We start from the raw sequence: 19,109 nt of genomic DNA on the forward strand, positions 1-19,109 counted from the left end.
CACCGGGAAGCTGAATTCAAAGGTCGACACTTACCCGCCGACATGTGTGAATCGCATAACATCAATTCATTTCGTGCGGGTCTCGACGACACCGACTGGTGCCTATTTTACCTGCAAGGCAACGGATTTGAGTCACATCGCGTCTTAACATGAGTCGTCATTCCCATGGGATCCGACTCCTACTCGTTGAATAAACGAGCGGGATACAGAGCGGATCGCTGGGACCTCCCGTCACCCCGCTTGCCTCGTGCCGATTAGCCTGAACCTGCTTGATCCCCAGCAGAGATACTTCCCGGGCGGCCCGGGTTGACATCCAAGCGAGAACCTTCCGCGTGTGAGGCGGTTCAGCCGCTGACAAGATTCCGTTTGCACTGGTCAGAGACTCATGGACCGGCCAAATTGGACCCGTCAGATCGCCTGGTCCGAATGTTTGGCCCTATTTTGGCCCTAATACCGGCCCAAATATCTTGTGTCGCTATCGATCATGTAGACCCGTCTACCGGACAGCAATGTAGAAAAGCGCGACCAGAGCCGACATCTTATGAATCTTTTTTCGCAGCGGCGTCGGTGGTCTTCAACACCTCGTACATGGAACGCCGCTCGACGGGGACGGTGAACGGTTCACCGACGAGGTGCTTGCCGTACGGGTTCGCCGTGACGGTGTACGACACGGTGATTTCGTCGCCCTCGAATTCGGGGTCGACGATCAACACCACGTCGTCGTCGAACCGGTCGCTGCGCCATTCCGGATGGGGCCGCAGTTGCGGGAGCGTAACGACCACTTCGAGGTCACCATCGTCATTGTGCCGCCACTCGATCGGGTAGTCACGCGGCCGCGCCAACTCAAACGGTTCGGCATATGCGGTGGTGATGCCGTAAGAGCCCGCGGGCGGTGACCACTTGGGGTTCTCGACCTTGTTGAACTCGTATGCCTGCAATCCCCTGTGCGAAACGCCGCGCGCACCGTGGAACGTCACGATGACTTCGACCTCTTTGAGGAACACCTCGGCGGCGTTACGTATGCGGAAGCGAAGGGCTGGGAACGCGACACTTGCGAGATAGTCGCGGCAGGACGGCCACCGCTTGTCGAGTTTCCGACGATATTTTTCGACCTTCGCCTGAATTTGCTCCTCGCTCAACGGTTCCGGCGGCTTCGGCGGCTTGCTGCCATACATACCGGGGATGCCGTTCGGGAATATGTCCGCCACGGTCGGTGTCGCGAGGCCTGCCATGATCGGGTTCCTCAGCGCGAAGCTGTCCATGATGCCGCTGAGCCCAGCCAGGTAGGGACGACCCTCCGCGGCCGCACGAGCTTGCGCCTCGCGTTCGCGGGCCGCCCTCTCGATCGCCCGCGCTTCCTCTTCCTTGCGCACCCGCTCGTGGCCCTCTTCGGAACGCTCTCGGATCTGGTCCTCTCGCATCGCCACGAACGTGTCGCGGAGCCTGTCGTGGTCGGTGAATGCAAGTGCGGAACTGTCCACCGTGACGTGGACGTCCAGCGGTGCGACGGCGATCGCTGGGATGCCGAGGAACTGTTGCCGCACCTGGGCCAAGTGCGACTGGTCCAGGATCGCGGCGATCCTTTCGTTGTGGAACAGCTCGATCTCGAAGTCGACGCCGAGCTCACGCAGCGCGTCGCGCTCGGAGACCCGGACCTCTTGGTTGGTGACGAATACCAAAAACTTTGGGTTGTGCTTTGCCGCGGCCTTGATGTCCGCCTTCAGCTTGTTTTTGAGTTTGGTGAGCGTCCTGTCCTGGCCGCGAGAGAAGTAGACCGCCCAGACTCCTCGCACGCCGTCGCGCGTGCACTCGCCGTCCCGGCCGCCGTCCGGGCCGCCGAGCGGATGCGACGGGTCGACGTCCTCGTACCCCGCGGCGAGGAGCACCTGGGCGGCGAGCCGCTCCGATGGAGCCTGGCCTGTCGTCCAGTCCAGCAACCGTTTTTGGGTCTCGTCGGTGCGCACCGGCTCGTCCTGTGGCGCCATCATTTTCCTTACCGGATGTGATCGAAGTCGCCGCCTCGCCACCCGGCGTTCCCTAAAGGAAGCGGATCGTCTGGTGTTACCGTCAACAGCGCATCGACCAAATGCAGATCGACGAGAACCCCCGACTGGCGGGCCGAACCCCGGTCGGGGTTTCGTCACAGTCCTGGGTCGGACGCTACCCCCACGCCGCGACGCTTCAGTGCACCCTGCGGCTGCGTGTCGCACGCGGTTCGATACTGGAGGACACCGACGGCAGGACCAATACCAAGACTGGCGGCATTGCCCTCTGGTGTTTCGTAAATTATCATGTTTCTCATGGCGCGAAACGCTTCGATAGCAGAAACGGAGCTCGTGAGGGTAGCCGTCGAAGCTTTGCGCGCCAGGCTACCGGAGGACTGGGATGTGGAGGCCATCGTCCAGCCAGCGGCGCCGCAACGTCATGACGCCATGCTCACCCTGACCAGCGCCGACCGCACCGAAGCAACCTTTCTCATCGAGGCGAAAAGCACCCCGCGTCCGTCGGTCCACGATGTAGTTAGGCAGTTGCGAGCGATGGCGCCAATGGACAACGCAAAGCTGCTGCTTATCACCGAGTACGCCAGCCCGCCGTTGCGGCGTGAATTGGAAGAAGCGGGGATCAGCTACCTAGATACGACCGGTTGGGTCAGCTTGACGTCATCAGATCCTGTAGTTCTGATCCGCCTCGAGGGTGCCGCCAAGCCGCCACGGCCTCGTGAGTCCGCGGCCACCATGCGCCTCACAGGCCCCGCCACTGCGCGCGTAATTCGGCATCTCCTGGAAGGCCACCCCCCGGTGGGGGTACGTGAGCTAGCGTCGCTGTCGTCGAGCAGCTCGGCCGCGGTCTCTAAATTGATGCCCACATTGGTGGACGCTGGTGCCATCGAGCGATCCGAAGAGGGCACGATCACCCGTGTGCGCAAGCGCACACTCCTGGATCGGTGGACCGCCGACTACAGCTTCCTCAACGGAAACGGCGTCGTGCTTGACTACATCGCCCCGCGAGGCATAACGCGCACTCTCGACCAGATTCGAGGCAGCAGCGACGTCGTCACCGTCACGGGCTCCGCGGCAGCGCGCGAATACCTGCCCTCCGGCATCACACCCGTTGTGCCGCTGAGTTTGCTCACCCTCTATAGCAGCGACATCACGGCTACGGCCGGCAACCTCCAACTCGTGCGAAGCGACCGAGCCACAAGCAATGTCCTAATTACAGCGCCGCGAGATCGGACGCTGCTCGGGGAGGCCGAAACCTCCGCGTCAGGACTGCGGATCGCGCCGATCGGGCAGGTACTTGCGGATCTGCTGACCCTGCCGAGGGGCCGGCTGGCCCAGGAAGCCGAGCAGCTCATCGACGTGCTAGCGAGGGACGATGATGCCTGGCGCGAGTGAAACAGGTTATCCGGCAGAGTATGTCGCAGCGCGCGCAGTGCTGCTTGATGCCCTGCAGGCGCTTGGCGACCACCTGCCAGCCATCATTGTGGTCGGGGCTCAGGCGATATACACGCATACCGGGGCGGGCGATTTCGTCGAGCAGCCGATGACCACCGACGGTGACCTCGCACTCAACGTTGTGGCGTTGGAAGAGGAACCCGAAATCACCACTGCTCTGACGAACGCGGAGTTCAAACCGGGACCTAACCCCGGAAGCTGGCTGGGGGCAGGCGAAGTCGCCGTCGACATCATGGTCACTCCGTCCCAATCTGGCCGCACCAAGAAAAAGGCGCGCGCAGCACGGCTGCCAGGCCACGGCGAATGGGCCGCCCGAATCACCCCTGGGCTGGAACCAGCTGTCGTTGACCATGCTTCACAAACGCTGCGCGCTCTTGATCCCAGCGATCACCGTCGAGTCGAGGTCAACGTCGCTGGACCAGCAGCCCTATTGGTCGCGAAGGCCATCAAGATCGAGGATCGACTGGTCGACGCAAGAACGGCGGCAAACCGCGTGAAGGAGAAGGACGCACTCGACATGCTGCGACTACTCCAAGCCGTGGAAACGGCGGATCTGGTCACAGGCCTGCGTCGCCACCTTGCGGATGACGACGCGAGGGTAATCAGCCTGCGGGCGTTGAAGTTCCTGGAGCAAGCAGGGACGGCCCGCAGCTCTGTTTTACCCTCGCTCGCCGAGGGTGCCGCGGCGGGAGATCGGACCGTCGCCCCCAGCTTCGCCGCTCTTACGCAGACGCTCCTCGCTGCTGTTCAGCCCCTAGTTCTCCGTGATGGCGGACGGTTACAAGAGCCCTCATCATGATTCAAACCAGCGGAGGACTTGACCCCCGGGGCGCTGTTTGGCGTCGCTGGGAGCCACACATCCACACACCCGGTACCGCCATGGAAGATCGGTTCGGCTCCACGTCGATGGAGCAGTACCTGGACGCTGTCGAAGCCGCCGATCCGGGCGTTGAGTCGCTCGGGATCACTGACTACTTGCTCACTCGGCGCTACGAAGAAGTGCTAGCCGCGAAGGACGCCGGCAGGCTGCCCAATGTCGGCTTGCTCTTCTGCAACATTGAGATTCGTTTGGGCATCGAAACCAAGGCCGGGAAACCGGTGAACATGCACCTCCTGGTATCGCCGGACGACCCCGAGCACGTCCAACAGATCAATCGCTTCCTTTCAAAGCTCACGTTCACGTTCGCCAAGGACACTTACTGCTGCACTCCTGACGACCTGCGCCGGCTGGGCTATGCGCACGACGCATCCATCCAGGACGACGAGGCAGCGCTGCGGGCTGGCGTCAACCAATTCAAGGTCAACTTCGATCAATTGCGCGCGCTGTACGACGGCACAGAGTGGGCGCAGAACAACGTCCTAATCGCGGTAGCTGGCAGCTCGAATGACGGCACCGCAGGATTGCAGGACGAGACTGCCAGCTTCGCCGCGACTCGAAAAGAGATCGAGGCGTTCGCTCAGATCATCTTCACAGCAACGCCGAAAAACATCGAGTTTTGGCGCGGTGCTGGAGTGCTATCAGTTGAGGATCTGGACAAGAAATACGGCGGACCCAAACCGTGCCTGCATGGGTCAGACGCGCATTCGCTCGCCAAAGTTGCTCAGCCTGACCAGGATCGGCGCTGCTGGATCAAGGGCAGCGCAACCTTCGAGGCGCTGCGGCAGGCTTGCCTGGAACCGCGCACACGCGTCCACATCGGACCAACGCCGCCCGAAACCGATACTCCGTACAGCATCGTGTCTGTTGCGACGCCGACGTTGCCATGGTTGACAAAACATCCACAACCGATCAACGAGGGCATGGTGGCGATAATTGGTGCGCGGGGCTCTGGGAAGACCGCCCTTGCTGACCTCATCGCGCACGCTGGAGACAGTCCCCACCCGATCGAGGGCGAACAATCATTCTTAATTCGAGCGAGACCGTATCTCGGTTCCGCGACCGTGAGAGCTGCCTGGAGTGACGGCGCCGAGTCGGATCGCCGACTGGATCAAGCGCCATCGGACTACGCCGAAGTCCACTACCTCACCCAGCAGTTCGTAGACCGCTTGTGCTCATCGGTAGCGGAGAGCGACGAGCTACTCGACGAGATCAAGCGGGTAGTCTTCCAGGCCCACCCACCTGAGTCGCGCCTGGGGGCGGATAGCTTTAACGCGCTGGTGCAGCTCCGTAGCAGTGAAACGCAGCTGGCGGTCCAGTCACTCAACCAGCGACTTGATCGGCTCTCGCAGGATCTGCTCGCAGAGCGGAACTGGTACATGCGCCGCGCTGGCATCACCAAGGATCTGCAGAAGATCAAGGAAGAGCTGTCGAAGGTCGACGCGGCGCGTAAGCAGCTCATCAAGCCTGGTGGCAAGGAACGCGCCGAGTACTACAGCCGCCTGACGACCGTCATCAGCACCCGCGAAACGACCATCCAGGGCCTGACGCGCAAACGGCAGGCGTTCACGAAGCTGCAGATTGAGGCCGAGCGCTATAAGACGCAGGTGTTTCCACAGGCCGTATCCGATATGCAGCGTGCGCACGGTGAAGCGCTGCTGACGAAAGAAGAGTGGGCAAAACTGCTCCCGTCGTTCGCCGACGACCCGACCACTATGCTCACAGCGAAGCAAGACGAGCAGTCCGCCTTGATCAAGGTCGCCACCGATCAGGCGAGCGCGACGCCGACGATCGCTATGACAGTCGAAGAGCTCGGCGCATGTTCTCTGGAGGCGCTACGCGCCGAGCAAAAGAACGTCGGCGAGCAGATCGGCACGGACCAAAAGAACGCGCAGCGCCTCCAGCAGCTCGCCAAGCTGCAGGCGACGCACGAAGCGCGTCGCACCCAACTGGAGGAAGACCAGGCCCGCGCAGAACAGAGTCCCGCACGCCTTGAGGGCATATTGGCCGAGCGCGCCAAGCTCTATGAGCGCTTCTTCGAGCTCATTACCGAACAGTGCAACATCCTGGCCGACCTGTACGCCCCGCTAGACGCCAAGCTGCAAGGCGCCTCCAACTCCGCTAACAAGTTGCGCTTGAAGGTCGTTCGCAGCGTCGATGTCGACAAGTGGGCGCATGACATCGAAGCCCTACTTGACCTCCGCAAGAATGGCGAGTTCCGCGGGCGCGGAGCGTTGGCGGAAATTGCCAAAGAGGACCTCCTACCGGCCTGGCAGACCGGCACCGCGGCAGAGGCGGCAACGGCGATGGAAGCGTTCAGAAACAGGTACAACCAAGCTTTGCTCGATCAATCGTCCGTCGACCGAGAGGCCGCCGAGTACGAGCAGTGGATCGTCGATCTTGCGCGCCGCCAGTACTCAACCGACCACATCCATGTGCACTACAGCATCGAGTACGAAGGCGTCTCGATCACTCAGCTCTCGCCGGGCACACGTGGGATCGTCCTGTTGCTGCTCTACCTGGCGCTCGATGTGGAGGACGCCCGCCCGCTGATAGTCGACCAGCCAGAGGAGAACCTCGATCCCCAGTCGGTGTATACCGAACTGGTGGCGCTGTTCCGTGATGCTCGGCAGCGACGCCAAGTCATCATCGTCACCCATAACGCCAACCTGGTGGTGAACGCCGACGTCGACCAGGTGATCGTCGCGTCGTGCACAAAGCACGGCGGCGGCCAGCCGCCCGAGTTCACGTATATCAGTGGCGGGCTGGAAGACTCGGCCATCCGGGAGCGCGTGTGCAAGATTCTGGAAGGCGGAGAGAACGCTTTCAAGGAGAGAGCACGTCGCTTGCGTGTAGCCCTCAACCGCTAGATAGCAAGCAATGAAGAACGGTCACATTTCCTCTGCGGAGCCATCGTCTTGCGCGCACGGGAGCTTGTCGCCGACGGCGAGGCGATGGTGGGAGATCACAGTGGATGGACGCGACACTGTCGACGGATGAGGAGACTACTGCTGGGTCCTTATTCGGACGCCAGGTTAGAGTTCCACTCCGCCTTCGACTCCCGCTTGCCAGCTCTGGCTTTTCCCCCGACGTACCTTGTCCGTGACGCCCGAATGCCCGCGCTGCCAGTCCTGCAGAGCAGTCTTGCGGTCAGTGATCTGTCGAAGCCGTCGAGACTGTAGTGCAGAAACGGGGTCCGAACCCGCCGAGTCGCCAGGCGTCTGCGCTGCGATGTAATGAGCAGTGCGGGGTTGCTCTCTGTCGTTGGCAACGACTCCGCGAACCAGTTGGGCGGCATGTCGACTCGTGTCAGGCGAGGCGTTGCCCAGCTCGACTTGCGAGTGGTGGCTTGTCTGCTTGTCGCCTCCGAGCTGCTCGGTGAGGTACGCAGTGTTGGCATTGCGTCCTCGACTCATGGCGACGTAGAAGAGTGCGCGGGTGGTGTTTTCCCTCAGCACGGCGTGGGTGGTGTCCGTGGTGGCGCCCTGTGCGGAATGGACGGTGATGGCGTAGCCGTGGGTGATGTGGTCGCGGAGGTAGTCGCCGGTGAAGACGGTGCGGGCGCCGTCGTTGATGCGGCGGGCGGCGATGCGGTGGTTGTCCGGGTCGATGGCGTATACGCGCCAGCGGTTCCCATTTCGTACTGGGTCGGCATGTCCGGTCTTTTCGGTCGGGTGCAAGACGCTGATGGTGGGGTCGTTGCGGCGGCTGATGATCAGATCTCCGACACCAATTTGGTGTCCGCGAGCCGCGGTCACAGTCGGCGCTTGCGGATCGATGGTCTCGTTGTGGATGCGATGATTCAGCGCGTCGGCCATCTCCTTGGTGTCGCACACGAGCAAGCTGTCTTTCCCGGCCGCGATGTCACGCCGGTAGGCAGCTAAAGCTGCACTCGCCATGGCGATTTCGTCGCCCGCTTGAAGTCGGTCGTTTTTGCGATACCACTCGATCGCTCGGCGTACCGGGGCCGGTCCTCCGTCGCGCAACGCTAGTGAGGCGCTGCGCTCCTGGGGGTCGCGCATGCGCCACACCTCGGACAACTTTTGCGTCCAGGGCAGGTCGGTGCAGAGTTGGGCGAACATGCCGCCGCGGGCCTTGACGGGGGCGAGCTGGTGTTGATCGCCGACCAACACGGTCTTGATCCCAGCGCTCGTGGTGGTGGTCAGCAGGCGGCATAGGTCGTCGGTGCCGACCATCCCTGCCTCATCGACGATGACCAAGTCCCGTGGGTCCAAAGTCAGGCGGCCATTCTCGATGTCCTGCAGCGCTTTGGCGATGGTGTAGCCGACGTCGCCGGCGCCTTCAAGGACCGCGACGTCGACGGCATTGCCCGTTGGCGCCAAAACAATGACCCGGCTATCGCGGCGGCGGCGCGCCATCGCCGCCAGTGCGCGCATGGAGGTGGTCTTGCCTGCACCGGCCGGTGCGCTCAGCGGTTGCACCAACCACGGCGAGACGGCGATATTCACCACTGCACGTTGTTGATCCGGCGATAACCCGTCAATGTCGTCCGGCAGACCCCACAGAATTGACCGAGGGTCTTGGGCGTCAACCAGGTCCAGCACAGCGGCTTCCTCGGCCAGGATCAGATCTAGAGTGAACCGCTCATGCCCCTCCCTTTGATGCGCTTCGCGCGGGGCGGTCAGGCGCACCGCGATTTCGTCGACGGCTTCCTCCACCAGCTCACGTGGCGAGCGTGCGGTATCGACCGGGAGTTGGGCTCCGATGACTTCGATGAGGTCGGCACGGGTGAACGCGGCCTTCTCGATCGTGGCAGCAGCATCGGCGATCCGGTGCCGATCGAACCGCGGCCCGCTCGCAACGAGCCGGTCGCGGCGCGCCCGGCGATGCGGCGCCGAATCGATGCCTAGACCGCGTTCGTCGGCGCGCCATCCGGCCCGCAGTTCCATCCAGCCGAGTTGTTCGGGCTTGCCTGGGCGGGTGGCTTTTTGAGCCGCCGCAAGCTGGGATGCCGTCGGCTCGCGGCTCTCGTTCACCTCAAGATTTCCGGCTGCCCATTCGCGCAATTGGGAAGACCGCTGCGACCACGCGGCGATGCTGTTCGGGTCGATGCCGGCGACTTCGGCCATGCCGGTTGACGGGTCGACGGGCAGCCATTCGTACCCCAACGACCGGTGCAGTTCGCGGCGTAGCGTCGCTTGGTAGATGACTCCGGCGGCCTTCGCTTCGTGGTACAGAGACGTGCCATCGATCGACACCAATCGACCGTCGCCGCGGGCTTGGCGGTTGGGCACGATGACGTGAGTGTGCAGGTGCGGATCACCTGTCCGGGAGGTCTCGTGCTGATAGGCAATCGCCACCAAGCCGGGAAGCCGAACGAGGTCCTTCTCCCCCGTCGCAGGGTTGTGCACGCGCGTGTATCCGGCATGGGTCGCAAGGTATTCCATCGCCTCCGCGATCGCGGTCGCGTGCGCGTCCGCGATCGCTTTATCGGCGACATCGTCGGCTCGGATTGCGCGGATCAGCGACACCGACTTCGGCGCGCAGAACGTTAGATCGAAGCCATGCACGCTCCCGTTTCGGAACCCTCGACCGGATGCACCGTTGGGTGCTTCACCTCCGAACAGCCAGTTCTCGACGACGTCTGGATCGGCCCCTCCGCCCACGCGTTCGCGGTCCGACAATCCAACGAGTTCGGCCGCGCGGCGGGTATCGCCGGCGCACAACCAGACTGGGGTGCGGGTGTCGTGTTCGGAGTAGTACTCCCCCAGTCCGCCGCCGGCCTTCTGAGCGTCGACCGCGGCGCGCGCGGTGTCGTTGTAGTAGTTGATCGACCAGGCTGACAGCTTGGCAATCATGAGCATGTCGATCACCGCCCGGGCTTGAGATCTCCCGGGGCTTAATACCGCCGGGCGGCGAACGCAACGTTCGCTACTGCCAATCTCGCACACCCTTGTGCAAATGTGCCATAGGAAAAATGGGTGAGTCGCAGTGAGTTGCTCTGTACAGCAACACATTTAGAGACGCAGAGATGACCAGAGGAACGTGGCGAGGTGGTTGAGACTACAGAGACGTAGCAAGAAAGCAATTGGGCAGGGGTCGCAGTAGGCGTGGGTGGCTGCCGCCACGCCCAACACAGCGGGCCGGTCAAGCGTTAGTGCATCGAATCGGCTACGAGGCGTGGGTGAGCGGTCCACCGTGCACCGCGCAACGTGGTGACACTGGCGGCGCAGATACGGCTCGGTCGGCGCCTACGATGACGCCCTCCCGGAGACGATGGTCGGGCTGTCGAAAGACCTAGGCGATCAGATCGGACAGCCCGTTTCAATTCCGGCCACTGGAGACCTCGACGAGGTGGAGTACGCCACGATGGAATGGGTCCCCTGGTACAAGACCCGCCGCCTGCACGGCGTGCTCGACGACGTCCCGCCGAGGAACACGAGGCCGCCTACTGCGCTCACGCCCACGCATCGCAGGCTGGTAGATCTCGCCTTGATCGCGGCGTCCCGGACGGAAGTTGATGGGCACCCCGTGCGCGGGTTGGTGGCAGGCACCATCGAGTAGTCGAACACTCGCGCCGTTAACCCGACGAGGTGGGATAGTCGAGCGCGACGCGAGAGGTGAGGGCTTCATCGAATGAGGATCATCGTGACCGGCGGCAACAGCGGTATCGGTAAGGCGACCGCCGCCGCTCTCGCCGCCGCCGGTCACAGCGTGGTGATCGCCTGTCGAACCATCCCAAAGGGCGAACGCGCCGCCGCCGAGATGTCGGGTGACATCGAGGTGCGCCACCTTGATCTGGCAGACCTGAGCAGTGTGCGTGCCTTCGCCGACTCCGTGGAAACCGTTGATGTTCTGGTGAACAACGCCGGCGTTTTGGGTCTGCCGCTGACCCGCACCGCCGATGGTTTCGAGGCGCATATGGGAACAAACCACCTCGGCCACTTCGCGTTGACGTGCGAGCTGGGCGACAAGATCACCGACCGGGTGATCTCAGTCAGCAGCGCGCTGTATGTCTTGGGCCGCATCCATCTCGACGACCTGAACTGGCAGACCCGCGAGTACTCAATGTGGGCGGCCTATGCGCAATCCAAGCTGGCCAACATGCTCTTTATCAACGAGTTGGCCCGGCGCGGCGTGCGGGCCTATGCCTCCGATCCGGGGATGGCGGCGAGCGACATCACCCGAGACAGCACCGGCGGGTTGCACTGGCTGGGTGAGCACCTGCTCGGGCATCTCGGACAGAGCCCGCCCAACGCCGCGCGAGCCACGCTCCAGGCGGTCACGACGGCCCTGCCCAGCGGAACCTATCTCGCGCCCCGCTTCAACCAGTGGGGCAAACCTCGGGTGACCCAGCCACGCAAGATCGCTCGCGACCCGGCGATGGCCCGTCGGCTGTGGGAACTGTCCGCCCAACTGACCAGCTGCGACTGGCACAAACATCCGAGCAACCAACCCCAAGCACCCGGCATCTAACGGCGGAGCAATCCACGACATCGTCCTCCCCAGCATGTCGCGACGCGCGTGGGCCGCCCCATGTTCCTCAGGGTCGCTTCAGGACAAAAGCCTCGATGTGGCGGTCGCCGGCCCACGTCTGCTCCTTAGTCAGGCCGGGGAAGATTTCGATGCCCCTCGCCCAAATCTCTTCGCGCTCAGCGGGTGTGGCTAGGCGGGCGGTGGTGTCCCAGGTATCCCCGTCCATCGTCACTGTGGCCCCCGGGTCGGCCTTGAGATTGTGGTACCAACTCGGGTGATTAGCAGCGCCATAATTGCTCGCGACTACCGCTACGCCCTCGGGATGCGGAATGCCTAAAAGCGCTACGGTGCGGGGCTTTCCGGACTTGGCGCCAGTGGTGGTGAGGATGACCGTCGGCAGACCGGCCGCGATCCCGGCGAAGCTGCGCTTACCGCCGGTGAGCTTGCTAACGATCTGATCCAGGTGGTGTGCCGTCGGCCGGAAGACAACTCGGCCCGCCTTCGTGACCGCCACGGCGCGCATCGCGCGATAAACGACATTCGCATCGTCGAAAGAACGGGCTGGCATAGCGGTATTCAACCTGAAATCGATCCTGCACATGGTGGTATCCCGTCTTCCGGATACGCACGCAACGGGGTCTCCGAGAATGTGATGCGAAGGTCAGCTTTGGGGCCTGGTTCCGAGAATGTCGTGGAACAGGACACGGCGGAGCGCGAGTTCTCTTGGATCGCTAATCGGGTGGAACCCCAACTTATTCATCACGTACGCGGATCCGATGCCGGTGTCTGGATCCGCGAATCCGAACGAGCCGCCCATTCCTGGAGTCCCAAACGCGTTATCGGATGAACCGAAGAAAGATAGAGGCGCCGGCTTGGCAAAGCCAAGGGAGAACGAGGTGTCGACGTGCAGAACCCTATCGCGCGATCCATGTACCGGTGGTAACGCCGGCTTCTTCAACGCCTCAAGAATTCCTGGCGTTAAACCGATCTCAGAACCGTCGGTGGCGGCGCTGCCGTATAACTTCGCGATTGACCGTGCGGTACCGGTGCCGTTGGATGCGGGCATCTCGACCACCCGCAGCTCGTCGCGGTTGAACTGTGCGGGCCCTGTGATGCCTTTGGCGATAAGCGAGGACCGGGCCTCCAGGCTCAACGGATTGAATAGGGCGAGCACAAAGCGGGGCGGCCACCTGTTGAGATGCAATAGCAGCTGGGCCCTCGACCAGGCATGCAGGTGTGCCACGCGGTCACGGTTAACCGACGCGGGCAATCCGATGTAGAAGTCCAACCCGAGTGGTTTGATGATCTCGTCGGCGAGGAACTGGCCTAACGACCGGCCTGCAGGGTCGGTGCGGCGGATTAGCTCGCCTTCATACCAGCCGAGCGTGACAACGTGGTAACCATGCCGTGTCCCCGGAGCCCACGCGGGCGCTTGCGCCGCAAGCTTCGCTGACATTGTGATTGGGTCGGCCAGGTCGCCCAGCGCCAGCGGCGGGTCAATGGCGGATAGCCCAGCTTGGTGTGACAGAAGTTGGCGCACGGTGACCTCGTCTTTGCCGCCCTGCGCGAACTCCGGCCAGTAGTCGGCCACTTTTGCGTCATACGAGAGCAGTCCACGAGAGACAGCGACCGCGACAGCCAGCGAGGCAATGCCTTTCGTGGTCGAGAACACGTTGACGAGGGTGTCCTGCTCCCACCGCGCTTTGGTGTTGCCGTTACAGTAGCCACCCCAAAGATCGACGACTTTACGGCCCTCCCGGTACACAGCGAAAGCGGCACCGACCTCCTGACCGCTGCTGATGTTGCGGCGGAAGACGTCGGCGATCTTTCCGTACCCGTCCTCGACGTCTCCACCGATGAGTTCGGGCGACGTTTTGACCCTACGAGCCATGCTTTGCTCCCTCACTGCGCGTGGGCGGCTTGCCCCGCCGGTCGGTGTACAGGCTGACAGTGGCACAAACCGGTTCGGCGCATGCTCCGAATTGCTGACCCGCCAATATCCGATCCAAGGTCCACGGCGGATGCCATGTCCATCGGTGGAGTGCAGGTAGCGCCGGGCCGGGCGGCCGCGACGTAGCCCAGCGCGCCGTGACTGCCGCGGCCTCAAGCCCGGGGAAGCGAAACGGTGACGCTGGCATACGGCCGCGCCAAACTTCTGAGCCCGCAACCGCGGATTAATTTCAATCCACCGTCGCATAGTGGTGTGGAGCGCATTTAGCTGTCAGTTATGCCGGTGACTGCGGGGTCGTCTTCACGCCACGGTGGTGGCGCTCGCCGACTCGGTGCCAGCGACATGGCGACCGCTCGACCGCGGCCCGTCACCAACTCGCGCGCCATCCACAGTTGGCAGCGTTCTTGGTCAATCGATCGGCACAGTGAGAGGTGGTGAATTACATTGGAAGATAACGTGTTCAGCGATCTTCCCCTGCTCCTCGCGGTACCGCACGCGGCGAAGCTTCTGGGAATCAGTCGTGCCGCGGCCTACCGGCTCGTCCAGTCTGGCGAGCTGCCAGTCCGTCGGCTCGGCGGACGCATCTACGTGGTAACCGCAGGCCTGCGCGACTTGGGAGAGTGATGAAGGGCTCGGTATATCGGCGGGGCGCGAAGTGGTACTACAAGTTTCGAATGCCGCAGCGCGATCCCTCGACCGGCCAGTTCCCGTGGGTGACCAAGGGTGGCCACGACACCGAGCGCGAAGCATGGGAGGCCTGCCGCGAGGCAATGCGCGATGCCGACCGCAATCGGATCGTGCGGCCGTCGCAACAGACCGTGGGTGAGTTCGTCACCGACTGGCTGACTGCGGTGCAACCGGCGCTTGACGCCTCCACGTGGCGCAGCTGGAGCGACTATGCCCGGTGGTACGTCATCCCCCACATCGGCGGCGAGCGGCTTCAGGCGCTCAATGAGCCAGTGCTGCTGCAGTTTTACGCAATGCTGCTCGCCAAGGGCCGGGTGAAACCGAACAACGACGCGGTGATGTACACCCACTGGGCGAAGCTGATCGCCAGCGGCAAGCCGCCACCGACACCTCGCGAGCTGTCCACGGCGTGCGGCACCTCCATCCACGCCGCGCGTGACGCCGTCCGACGCTACAAGGCGGGCCTGACACCCCGGACCCTCACGCAAGGCCTGGCACCCAAGACCGTCCGCAACATTCATTCGTTCCTGCACCGGGCACTCGCCGATGCCGTCGCCTGGAAATACATCTCCGAGAACCCGGCGAGCAACGTCAAACCGCCACGCAACCCACGCACCCGCCGGCAGGTGTGGAAACCCGAGGAGATCCGGACCTTCCTGGCCTCGGCACGCGAAGACCGCTTCGCCGCACTGTTCCTCCTGGAGTTGACCACCGGAATCCGACGTGGCCAGATCTGCGGACTCAAATGGTCGGCGGTCGATTTAGACGCCGGAAAGGTGACCGTGCACGACAACCGGGTGGTCGTCGGCGGACAAGTCGTGGACAAGGCGGGCGGAAAGACCCGCAACGCCGACCAAACCATCTCCATCGACAAGACGACAGTCGGTGCCCTGCGGCGCTGGCGCGCCCACCAGGACACCGAGCGGGAGTTCTTCGGCGCCGCCTACCACCCGGGTGACTTCGTGTTCACCTACCCCGACGGACGTCCTCCACACCCAGATTCGATCCGCCAGCGCTTCGAACGTCTGACGGCCAGGGCTGGGTTGTCCCGCATCACGTTTCACGATCTGCGCCACACGTACGCCACCGGCGCGCTGCGGGCCGGGGTGAGTCCCAAGATCGTCAGCGAGCGCATCGGCCACGCGAACATCGGCTTCTTCCTGGAGACCTATGCTCACGTGCTAGACAACGACGACAGCGAAGCGGCCGAGCAAGCCGCCGCGTTCCTGCTCGGCGACAGCTGGGCCGACGGCGACGATGCTCCGGCGAATCTGCCGCCACACGATATAACGTAGAGGTTATACTGGTGTCGAAGCGTTGGGACGTGATTCTGCTCGACGAGGTCGAACAGTGGTTCTTCTCGCTCGACAGTGACGAGATGGCGGCGGTCACCGGTGCCATCGACCTGCTGGAGCTGGAGGGGCCGACACTGGGCCGGCCGATCGTCGACAAGGTGAACGGCTCGAAGTTTCACAGCATGAAGGAGCTGCGCCCGGCCAGCACCAGCATCCGCGTCCTGTTCATCTTCGACCCGGCCCGGCAGGCGATCCTGCTCCTGGGCGGCGATAAGGCAGGCGATTGGAAGCGCTGGTACGACAGGAACATTCCGATCGCGGACGCACGCTTCGACAGCTGGCTGGCGACCGAGCTCGGAAGGTGATGACCATGGCGCGCAACTGGCGAGACATTCGCGCGGATGCGATCGCGCAGGGTGCACTCGATGCCGAGCGGGCCGGCGCTGCGCGTGAGGAGATGCGTGAGGCCGTCCAGGCGCACCGTCTGGCCGAGATCCGCAAGGCGCTGGGCCACTCCCGCCAAGCAGACGTTGCGGCCTTGATGGGCGTCTCTCAGGCCCGTGTGTCGAAGCTGGAGAGCGGCGACCTGTCGCATACCGAATTGGGGACGCTTCAGGCGTATGTCGCTGCGCTGGGTGGGCAGCTGCGCATCGTCGCAGAGTTCGGCGATGACACCGTCGAACTGACAGCCTGAAGTCAGCGCTATCGCCCCGGCCAAGCGACATCCATAACTGCAAAATCGGGGATCCGCCTCGGCCTGCTTCGGGTCGGCCCCTGAAACTGTGAGTGTGTCGACTGTCCGCGCGCTCGCCCAGCAGGAGCGAGTGGAGCTTGCGGACCTCTTGGACACTTTGACGCCGCAACAGTGGGACACGCCAAGCCTGTGCGCGGGATGGACCGTGCGGGACGTCGTCACACACACGATTACGTACCTCGATCAAACGCGGAGCGGCCTGTTCATCGACATGGTCCGCAGTCGCTGGAACGTCGATCGACTCAATGCTCGCGCGCTGGACCGGATCGGCGCCCAGTCACTGGACCAGACCGTCGGACAGATGCGTCGCGGCGCGGAACCTTCTGGAGCCGGCGCCCTCTATGACGGCCGTGTGGCGCTCATAGAGTGCCTGATCCACCAGCAAGACATTCGCCGTCCGCTGGGAGTTCTGCGGACGGTCCCACAGGATCGGCTTCGCGTCTCGCTGAACTTCGCACGCATGAGTCCGGTAATCGGCGGCGCGCGTCGCACACGCGGCGTCCAGCTTGTCGCCACAGACATGAATTGGTCTGCAGGACACGGACCTGCGGTGCTCGGCACGGCTGAGGCGCTACTGCTGGTGATGACGGGACGATTCGAGGCAGTCGCCGACGAGCTACACGGAGACGGGGCTCCATCTCTTCGCCAGTTTCACGCCAGCGGGCACCGCCCCCCGTCCTAGCAAACAACCATTCTGCGGCCCAAGACCACTAATTCAACGCTCGTTGACCACCCTTTGGGCAGCTCCAGACTGGTAGTTAGACAGCCTTATGTTCCCAAATATGTTCCCAAATGGCATGAAAATGGCCCTCAGAGAGGTCTCTGAGGGCCATTTTCGCTGGTAGCGGGGACAGGATTCGAACCTGCGACCTCTGGGTTATGAGCCCAGCGAGCTACCGAGCTGCTCCACCCCGCGTCGGTGAACGCAACGTTACCCAACGTCGACCAGTGCTTCCAAATCGAGTGCTCAGAGGCACATTCGTTGCTCTGGAAACGATGTCGGGAACCATGTCACGAACGCTGAGCACCCGCCGTCACGAGTTCGTCACACGCCACCCGTATTCACTTGCGTCTCAGACCAGAAGTCGACAGGCTCGACGGAGATGAAACGACAACACGCCACCCGCTTCGCCGCGCTCGGGATGATCGCCGCGGTCGCCCTCGGGGCGACGGCCTGCGACAACGAATCCGGCCTCAACACAAGCAGTCCCGCCGCATCGGCCCCCGCACTACCCGGAGTGAGCGCGACCACCACCACGAAGACCAAGCCCGCGGCCGCCGCGGTCGACTACACCCGACTGCTGTTGCAGGCCGGCGACATCTCCGCGACCGGCGACGCTTTCGTCGACCAGCCGCCGACCCCCAACCCCGACAGCCGGCCCGGCGCCGAGGTGCTGTTCGTCAACGAGGAGCAGACCAAGGCCGTCAGCATCCTGCTGGTCGCCCTCGACAACCCTGCCGCCGGCCCCTCGGCCCTCGCCGAGGCCCAGGCCAGCCTGCAGAAGGCCGTCACCCCGGGCCCGCCGCAGCCCTCCATCGTGGGCACCGGCGGCACGGTGGTCGCCGGCAACTCCCCGGACGGCAAGAAGTCGGTGAGCGTCCTGCTGTTCACCGAAGGCTCCACTCTGGCCCGCATCGAGTTCGACGGCCTGCCCGGCCAGCCCGCCGCTGCCGACTTCGTCACCAACGTCGGCCAGAAGCAGGCGATCGCCCTGCGCGTCGGCCTTCCCACTCCCTAGCGGCGCGCGGGCACCGGCACCCGCATCAGATCCTCGGCCACCACCAGCTCGCCGGAGAACACCGCGGCGGCCTCCTCGGCATACCGCGCGGAAGCGTCGACGTAGCGCTGTGAGAAGTGCGTCAGCACCAGCGTGCCTACCCCACACTCCGACGCCACCGAGGCCGCCTGTCGCGCCGTCAGGTGCCCGTACCGGTGCGCCAGATCCTCGTCCTCGGCCAGGAACGTCGCTTCGATCACCAACATGTCGGCGCCATCAGCGAGCGCGTACACCCCATCACAGAGCCGGGTGTCCATCACGAACGCGAATCGCTGACCGAGCCGCGGCTCACTGACTTCCGCGACATCGACCACCCGGTCCCCCACCCGCAGCACACCAGTGCGATCCAGCTCGCCCACTGCAGGCCCACTGATTCCGAAGCGGGACAACAACTCCGGAATGAACCGCCGGCCGTCCGGTTCGACCAGCCGGTAGCCGAACACTTCGGTGGAATGCTCCAGCGCAGCAGCTTCGAGCACACCGAACGAACCGACAGCAATAACTCCGGCAACCGACACCGGCTCCTCGCGCACCTCCACCCGGTCGTAGAACACCGAGGCGTACCGCAGCCGCTCGAAGTATTCACGACCGGACGCCGGAAAGTGCGCTACCAGAGGGTGGTTCACCTGATCGAGCGAGGCCCGCTGGATGATGCCGGGCACGCCGAGACAGTGGTCACCGTGGAAATGCGTGAGGCACAACCGGTTCACCGCGCTGACCGGCACCCCGGCCAGCATCATCTGACGCTGGGTGCCCTCGCCGGGGTCGAAAAGAATTCCCTCGTCGTCCCAGCGCAGCAGATAGCCGTTGTGGTTGCGGTAGCGGGTCGGCACCTGACTGGCGGTGCCGAGCACTACCAACTCACGCATACCGCA

General features: G+C 63.6%; 16 protein-coding genes and 1 tRNA gene. 11 read left to right on the forward strand and 6 right to left on the reverse strand.

Annotated features, from left to right (window positions below; all coding sequences use genetic code 11):
* Nucleotides 1–539: 539 nt before the first annotated feature.
* Nucleotides 540–1,985, reverse strand: a complete 1,446-nt coding sequence (locus BST42_RS19985; RefSeq protein ID WP_133057486.1) for a hypothetical protein — start codon at nucleotides 1,983–1,985, stop codon at nucleotides 540–542.
* 315 nt (nucleotides 1,986–2,300) lie between these two features.
* On the opposite strand from BST42_RS19985, the gene BST42_RS19990 reads away from it, so the two are divergent.
* Genes BST42_RS19990 through BST42_RS20000 form a run of 3 tightly spaced genes read left to right on the forward strand, consistent with a single transcriptional unit; the run spans nucleotide 2,301 to nucleotide 7,202 of the window.
* The gene (locus BST42_RS19990; protein WP_083121133.1) at nucleotides 2,301–3,395 is read left to right on the forward strand and encodes a hypothetical protein; all 1,095 of its coding nucleotides are present in this window, start codon (nucleotides 2,301–2,303) and stop codon (nucleotides 3,393–3,395) included.
* Nucleotides 3,376–4,254 (forward strand): hypothetical protein, encoded by an 879-nt coding sequence (locus BST42_RS19995; protein WP_237159520.1) that lies wholly within the window; start codon nucleotides 3,376–3,378, stop codon nucleotides 4,252–4,254. The genes BST42_RS19990 and BST42_RS19995 overlap by 20 nt, the downstream gene beginning before the upstream one ends.
* Entirely contained in the window at nucleotides 4,251–7,202 is a 2,952-nt protein-coding gene (locus BST42_RS20000; RefSeq protein ID WP_083121052.1) for a TrlF family AAA-like ATPase, read from the forward strand. The genes BST42_RS19995 and BST42_RS20000 overlap by 4 nt, the downstream gene beginning before the upstream one ends.
* A gap of 165 nt (nucleotides 7,203–7,367) precedes the next feature.
* Here BST42_RS20000 and mobF read toward each other — a convergent pair whose 3' ends face one another.
* On the reverse strand, nucleotides 7,368–10,157 hold the full coding sequence (gene mobF, locus BST42_RS20005; RefSeq protein WP_083121053.1) for a MobF family relaxase: 2,790 nt from the start codon (nucleotides 10,155–10,157) through the stop codon (nucleotides 7,368–7,370).
* A 412-nt stretch (nucleotides 10,158–10,569) separates the two neighbouring features.
* On the opposite strand from mobF, the gene BST42_RS20010 reads away from it, so the two are divergent.
* Together BST42_RS20010 and BST42_RS20015 are read left to right on the forward strand one after the other, a co-directional pair.
* Nucleotides 10,570–10,857, forward strand: coding sequence for a hypothetical protein (locus BST42_RS20010; RefSeq protein WP_083121054.1), 288 nt, complete (start codon nucleotides 10,570–10,572; stop codon nucleotides 10,855–10,857).
* A 72-nt stretch (nucleotides 10,858–10,929) separates the two neighbouring features.
* Nucleotides 10,930–11,769 (forward strand): SDR family NAD(P)-dependent oxidoreductase, encoded by an 840-nt coding sequence (locus BST42_RS20015; protein WP_083121055.1) that lies wholly within the window; start codon nucleotides 10,930–10,932, stop codon nucleotides 11,767–11,769.
* A 67-nt stretch (nucleotides 11,770–11,836) separates the two neighbouring features.
* Here the strand turns inward: BST42_RS20015 and BST42_RS20020 are convergent, their stop codons facing one another.
* Nucleotides 11,837–12,337, reverse strand: a complete 501-nt coding sequence (locus tag BST42_RS20020; RefSeq protein WP_083121056.1) for a nitroreductase family deazaflavin-dependent oxidoreductase — start codon at nucleotides 12,335–12,337, stop codon at nucleotides 11,837–11,839.
* Nucleotides 12,338–12,430: 93 nt separating this feature from the next.
* Nucleotides 12,431–13,660 (reverse strand): serine hydrolase domain-containing protein, encoded by a 1,230-nt coding sequence (locus tag BST42_RS20025; protein WP_083121135.1) that lies wholly within the window; start codon nucleotides 13,658–13,660, stop codon nucleotides 12,431–12,433.
* Nucleotides 13,661–14,176: 516 nt separating this feature from the next.
* Between BST42_RS20025 and BST42_RS20030 the strand changes: the two genes are divergently transcribed.
* From BST42_RS20030 to BST42_RS20050, 5 genes are all read left to right on the forward strand, one after another.
* Nucleotides 14,177–14,344 carry a helix-turn-helix domain-containing protein gene (locus BST42_RS20030; RefSeq protein WP_237159526.1) on the forward strand — a complete coding sequence of 56 codons (168 nt, stop codon included), beginning with the start codon at nucleotides 14,177–14,179 and terminating at the stop codon, nucleotides 14,342–14,344.
* On the forward strand, nucleotides 14,344–15,702 hold the full coding sequence (locus tag BST42_RS20035) for a site-specific integrase (protein WP_237159521.1): 1,359 nt from the start codon (nucleotides 14,344–14,346) through the stop codon (nucleotides 15,700–15,702). The genes BST42_RS20030 and BST42_RS20035 overlap by 1 nt, the downstream gene beginning before the upstream one ends.
* Before the next feature lie 83 nt (nucleotides 15,703–15,785).
* On the forward strand, nucleotides 15,786–16,067 hold the full coding sequence (locus tag BST42_RS20040) for a type II toxin-antitoxin system RelE/ParE family toxin (RefSeq protein WP_237159527.1): 282 nt from the start codon (nucleotides 15,786–15,788) through the stop codon (nucleotides 16,065–16,067).
* The gene (locus BST42_RS20045) at nucleotides 16,067–16,396 is read left to right on the forward strand and encodes a type II toxin-antitoxin system RelB family anti-toxin (RefSeq protein ID WP_083121059.1); all 330 of its coding nucleotides are present in this window, start codon (nucleotides 16,067–16,069) and stop codon (nucleotides 16,394–16,396) included. The genes BST42_RS20040 and BST42_RS20045 overlap by 1 nt, the downstream gene beginning before the upstream one ends.
* Before the next feature lie 94 nt (nucleotides 16,397–16,490).
* A complete protein-coding gene (locus tag BST42_RS20050; RefSeq protein ID WP_083121060.1) occupies nucleotides 16,491–17,138 on the forward strand; it encodes a maleylpyruvate isomerase family mycothiol-dependent enzyme in 648 nt (215 codons plus the stop codon).
* Nucleotides 17,139–17,295: 157 nt separating this feature from the next.
* Here BST42_RS20050 and BST42_RS20055 read toward each other — a convergent pair.
* Nucleotides 17,296–17,372: transfer RNA gene (locus BST42_RS20055), tRNA-Met, on the reverse strand.
* Between the two features lie 187 nt (nucleotides 17,373–17,559).
* On the opposite strand from BST42_RS20055, the gene BST42_RS20060 reads away from it, so the two are divergent.
* Nucleotides 17,560–18,195 carry a hypothetical protein gene (locus BST42_RS20060; protein ID WP_083121061.1) on the forward strand — a complete coding sequence of 212 codons (636 nt, stop codon included), beginning with the start codon at nucleotides 17,560–17,562 and terminating at the stop codon, nucleotides 18,193–18,195.
* Here BST42_RS20060 and BST42_RS20065 read toward each other — a convergent pair.
* Nucleotides 18,192–19,103, reverse strand: a complete 912-nt coding sequence (locus BST42_RS20065; protein WP_083121062.1) for a ribonuclease Z — start codon at nucleotides 19,101–19,103, stop codon at nucleotides 18,192–18,194. The genes BST42_RS20060 and BST42_RS20065 overlap by 4 nt on opposite strands.
* Nucleotides 19,104–19,109 lie beyond the last annotated feature (6 nt).

Origin of the sequence: Mycolicibacterium rhodesiae (genome assembly GCF_002086695.1) — a bacterium.
Lineage (GTDB): Bacteria > Actinomycetota > Actinomycetes > Mycobacteriales > Mycobacteriaceae > Mycobacterium > Mycobacterium rhodesiae.

What these genes read in the sequence shown, in the direction of transcription:
- BST42_RS19985 (WP_133057486.1), bottom strand. Translation starts at nt 1,985, where the DNA reads ATGGCGCCACAGGACGAGCCGGTGCGCACCGACGAGACCCAAAAACGG.
- BST42_RS19990 (WP_083121133.1), top strand. Translation starts at nt 2,301, where the DNA reads ATGGCGCGAAACGCTTCGATAGCAGAAACGGAGCTCGTGAGGGTAGCC.
- BST42_RS19995 (WP_237159520.1), top strand. Translation starts at nt 3,376, where the DNA reads ATGATGCCTGGCGCGAGTGAAACAGGTTATCCGGCAGAGTATGTCGCA.
- BST42_RS20000 (WP_083121052.1), top strand. Translation starts at nt 4,251, where the DNA reads ATGATTCAAACCAGCGGAGGACTTGACCCCCGGGGCGCTGTTTGGCGT.
- mobF (WP_083121053.1), bottom strand. Translation starts at nt 10,157, where the DNA reads ATGCTCATGATTGCCAAGCTGTCAGCCTGGTCGATCAACTACTACAAC.
- BST42_RS20010 (WP_083121054.1), top strand. Translation starts at nt 10,570, where the DNA reads ATGGTCGGGCTGTCGAAAGACCTAGGCGATCAGATCGGACAGCCCGTT.
- BST42_RS20015 (WP_083121055.1), top strand. Translation starts at nt 10,930, where the DNA reads ATGAGGATCATCGTGACCGGCGGCAACAGCGGTATCGGTAAGGCGACC.
- BST42_RS20020 (WP_083121056.1), bottom strand. Translation starts at nt 12,337, where the DNA reads ATGCCAGCCCGTTCTTTCGACGATGCGAATGTCGTTTATCGCGCGATG.
- BST42_RS20025 (WP_083121135.1), bottom strand. Translation starts at nt 13,660, where the DNA reads ATGGCTCGTAGGGTCAAAACGTCGCCCGAACTCATCGGTGGAGACGTC.
- BST42_RS20035 (WP_237159521.1), top strand. Translation starts at nt 14,344, where the DNA reads ATGAAGGGCTCGGTATATCGGCGGGGCGCGAAGTGGTACTACAAGTTT.
- BST42_RS20040 (WP_237159527.1), top strand. Translation starts at nt 15,786, where the DNA reads ATGGCGGCGGTCACCGGTGCCATCGACCTGCTGGAGCTGGAGGGGCCG.
- BST42_RS20045 (WP_083121059.1), top strand. Translation starts at nt 16,067, where the DNA reads ATGACCATGGCGCGCAACTGGCGAGACATTCGCGCGGATGCGATCGCG.
- BST42_RS20060 (WP_083121061.1), top strand. Translation starts at nt 17,560, where the DNA reads ATGAAACGACAACACGCCACCCGCTTCGCCGCGCTCGGGATGATCGCC.
- BST42_RS20065 (WP_083121062.1), bottom strand. Translation starts at nt 19,103, where the DNA reads ATGCGTGAGTTGGTAGTGCTCGGCACCGCCAGTCAGGTGCCGACCCGC.